We start from the raw sequence: 3941 nt of genomic DNA on the forward strand, positions 1-3941 counted from the left end.
GGCTTTGGCATCCTGCGTCGCCCTACCTCCCACATCCATGTGGTCGTGCGCGAGAATCGGGGCAGTTTATGAAATTTCCGGGTTAAGCATCTTTAGCGAGGTTTAGAAGAAATTGAGGATAAAAATTTCTGCTTTTGAAGAGAATAGCGGGACTATTTGACAAAGAAGCAGGAATTTTTAGACAAACTCATCCGGCATCGCAATCTAAGCAAACAGATCCTAAGTCTGACCCACTCTTGGTACATCATTTCAATGATGTCTGATATTACAACCTCCAATCATTCCAAGCCGAAAGCTGACCGGCACAGTCCTTATTAAGGTGTGGTTTACGCCCTTCGACTCGGCTTCAGGTTGAACCGAGTCTGGATGTCAATGATAGAAAGCCCCCATTAAATTGCATTGAAACAAAAATATTGCGGCAATAGCAATTTACTGCCGGTAAGTTCAGTTACCGGCAGTAAAGTTATATGTTGAGAGACTGATAATACTGGTATTATAATACCAGTATTATTGGTTCTATATTTATGGGATAAACAGAATATGAAGGGTTCAGAGCAGGACAAAGTGAGAAGGCAGCACATTTTCAGCATTCTTGATGACTTGAAAGAGAAAGGAGAGAGAATTAACGCTGATAAGGTCGCCCGCATCGGGAAAATGGGGAAGCAGACCGTACTGCCTTATTACAATGAATGGCGATATTCAGGCGCTCTTGGTGAAGCCGAGGAGCTTGAATTGCCGGATGATCTGGTCAGAAGCCTGAAAAGGGGAATTGCTCAGTGGAAGCATCAATTATCCGAAGAACAGCGGAATTTTGAAGAGTCCGCAAACCAGGAGATTGATGAGCTAAAGGAAAGCCTGAACCAGCTTTTAGAAAAGAATAATCAACTGTCCCGCAGCAACTCTGAACTTCAGGGCCAGGTTCAGCAGCTCAGTGCAGAACTCGATGCAACGAAGCTCACTTTGCAACAAAGAAATCAGGACCTGAAAGAACTGGAATCACTTCTGAAATCAGAACAGAGACAAACTGAACAGCTCCAGTCTGCTGCTGCTGAGCAAAAAAACCTTCATCTTCAGGCGATAAGCAATCTGGAGAAGCAGATGGATCATCGAAGCCAGGAGCAGCTGAATCACTGGATCGGCGTAGTGGATGATGAGCGAAGGCTAAAGCAGGGGCTGGAAAAGAAGATAAGCAACCAACTTCAGGAACAGCAGGAGTTGAAAAAACATAATTTAGAGCTTCAGAGCCGATTGGACAGCAAGTCGAAGGCATATATTCAGGTTTGCGAAGAGAGAAACAGTCTGTCTTCAGAGAAAAGCAAGACAGAAGACATGGTTCAGCTTGCCAAACAGTTAATGGTGCTGCTGGACAGTGACCAGGACAATCTATTAGGCGCAGTGCGTAATCTTCTGGCTGGAGCCAGAGAATCCCATATGATGCAAGAGCAATACAGGGCTGCAATATCAGATAAAGAAAAGCTGGAAAGTCGGCTTCTGGAAACGGAAGAGCGACTTGATGAAATCGGTACTCTTCGGCTTGAGCTTGAAAGAGCCCGCGGTATTGCCGAGGCTTTTGAAAAAGCACTGTCTAAAAAAACCGATACACCTGAGGTGACGCAGTGAGCCAGCCGATTCACCCTTCTGTTTTTCTGAATGCCCTCCCCGCCCTACCCACTCATCATCGTGAAAATGACAATATGATGGGAGCGGGCAATGATGGTGAAGCAATGACGCTTTTCCTGAATAAGTCTGGAGCCCGCTCAGAAGAAACCCTGCGCCGTTATGAGCGAGAAATAACCCGACTGACGGCGTTTTTATACTTTGAATTGGGAATTGGGTATAAAGATGTGCGTCTTAAACACTTGCAAGCCTACGCCAGTTTTATACAGAACTTACCACCGCGCTGGCTTATGCCTGGAGTCCTTCCCGGTCAGCCGGAAAGGATTATGTTTAGATCACCCATTAAACCGGGAAAAAGCACTGATCAGGTTATTGATGTGCTGTCTTCTTTTTTCTCTTTTCTGGAGAAAAATCGTTATACCACTGGCAATCCGGCAGCATCACTCATTCGATCCGGTGAAAAGGTGGCCCGGGGCAACACCATTATCCGATATTTTTATGATAATGAGTGGCAATTTATTAAAGAGTGCCTGGAAAGTCTGCCAATGGGCACTGAAAGAGAACGGCTTGAATCAGCCCGTACCCGCCTTATCCTTTCTTTAAGTTATGGGCTGGCTTTACGGGAATCTGAGCTGACGGGGCATACCTGTTCAGACATACACCCCGATAATGATAACGGTTTTTATCTCAGTGTTTTGGGTAAGGGCAGAAAAAGAAGGCAGGTCCCCTTAAACCAAATGCTTCAACAGCAAATCATTGAATACAGACACATGAACGGACTCTCAGGTTTGTACGGAGACCCTTTTCCCCTGGCACCAAAAACACGCAAAACCAAGGGCCTGATCGCCCCGCTTTCAGCCAGGGGACTTCGGTTTTGGTGGCGATCCTTTATGGAAGATTGTCAGAGCAAGGCTTCACCGGATATCAGGCAGAGGTTACAGGGGCTGCCGTTTCACACGTTGCGCCATACAGCGCTGACACACCTGGCTCGAAAAATGGATATCGAAGACCTTGCTATATTTGCAGGTCATGATTCAATCAATACCACAAGCCAATACTACCATGCAGAAGCAAGTAGACTGAAAAAGATGGCTGCCGATCATCATATCTGATTAAGCTGAAAAGAAGACCATATCACCATGAAGAATTGTTTTTACCAGTAATTAAGGAGGAATTCTTCCGTTAATGGTCTGGGGACTGATTACTCATGCATCAGGGAAGGTCATGAACTATTGCCAGGGCTGTAAAAAACCAATCAAGGGGCAATGCGTTAAGGCAATGGGCATGCGCTGGCACCCGGGTTGTTTCAGGTGTAATGGCTGCAGGAAACCCTTTGAAGGAAAGGCTTTTGTCGTATTCAGGAACCGCGCCTTTCATCCGGACTGTCTGAGATGCCCAAGTTGCCGAAAGCCGGTCAAGGGAAACTATGTGGAACTTGATAAAATGGCCTGGCACCCGGTTTGTGCGCAAAAGCAGACTGCGCCACTCTGCTCTGTCTGCCGGAACCCTCTCACCAGAAACTACTTTGTAGACTTCTGGGGCAATGCTTTTTGCAACGACCACGATGGACATCCGGAATGTTCCAGCTGCAGCCGTCTTGTCTGTGAAAATCTTACCAATGGCGGCATGCAGTATCCCGATGGTGTTGTTATCTGCAACAAATGCAGCCTCAATGGCGTTTCCACCCAGGAGCGCGCGGACCGCATTGCTAATGAAATGCGATCAGCCCTGGCATCGGTTGGACTTAGTCTGAACTCGACACAAACCCCTGTAAAACTCTGCGGTCGTGATGAGCTAAATGACGCCAGTCATCATGACTTTCATGATAATCATCCCATTCTGGGGGTCACCCGAACCACGACAACTCACCGGAAAGGACAGATATTGGCCAGAAATTTTGACTGCATATTAATCCAGATAAACCTGCCGGAAGAACATTTCCGAACCGTAATGATTCATGAGCTCACCCACGCCTGGTTTTTTTATAATTATTATGAAAATCTGCCATTGAAGGTAGAGGAAGGAATGTGTGTATTAATGGAGTATATCTGGTTGAATAACCTTAATACCAAAGATGCTGAATTCCGAAAAAAACAGATAGAGCTTAGCGCCGACCCGATTTATGGCGATGGATTTCGGGAGGCAAGAGAGTCACTGAAACACATGCCGCTTGCCTCACTTTTGGAATTTATCAGGGATAAAAAGAAATTCCCCGGTCGCTGGAGCTCTTTCTTTTTCTAAAAGTAGTGAAAATAGTATGAAAAAAGAGATGGAGGCGAGTACCGGAGTCGAACCGGTCTAAATGGAGTTGCAGTCCACTGCAT

3 protein-coding genes are annotated in these 3941 nt (G+C 46.2%); all 3 read left to right on the forward strand.

The window, feature by feature from the left end; all coding sequences use genetic code 11:
• Positions 1-540: 540 nt before the first annotated feature.
• The 3 genes from KDK15_RS02565 to KDK15_RS02575 all read left to right on the forward strand — a co-directional run bounded on the left by KDK15_RS02565 (position 541) and on the right by KDK15_RS02575 (position 3858).
• Positions 541-1620 carry a hypothetical protein gene (locus KDK15_RS02565; RefSeq protein WP_257293804.1) on the forward strand — a complete coding sequence of 360 codons (1080 nt, stop codon included), beginning with the start codon at positions 541-543 and terminating at the stop codon, positions 1618-1620.
• Positions 1617-2729, forward strand: a complete 1113-nt coding sequence (locus KDK15_RS21135) for a tyrosine-type recombinase/integrase (RefSeq protein WP_257293805.1) — start codon at positions 1617-1619, stop codon at positions 2727-2729. Before KDK15_RS02565 ends, KDK15_RS21135 begins: the two co-directional genes overlap by 4 nt.
• A gap of 73 nt (positions 2730-2802) precedes the next feature.
• On the forward strand, positions 2803-3858 hold the full coding sequence (locus tag KDK15_RS02575; RefSeq protein ID WP_257293806.1) for a protein DA1: 1056 nt from the start codon (positions 2803-2805) through the stop codon (positions 3856-3858).
• Positions 3859-3941: the final 83 nt, after the last annotated feature.

The sequence above is a fragment of the Endozoicomonas sp. YOMI1 genome, assembly GCF_024606345.1.
Taxonomy (GTDB): Bacteria; Pseudomonadota; Gammaproteobacteria; order Pseudomonadales; family Endozoicomonadaceae; genus Endozoicomonas.

Coding starts and splice junctions, on each gene's coding strand:
- KDK15_RS02575 (WP_257293806.1), top strand. CDS start 2,803: ATGGTCTGGGGACTGATTACTCATGCATCAGGGAAGGTCATGAACTAT.
- KDK15_RS02565 (WP_257293804.1), top strand. CDS start 541: ATGAAGGGTTCAGAGCAGGACAAAGTGAGAAGGCAGCACATTTTCAGC.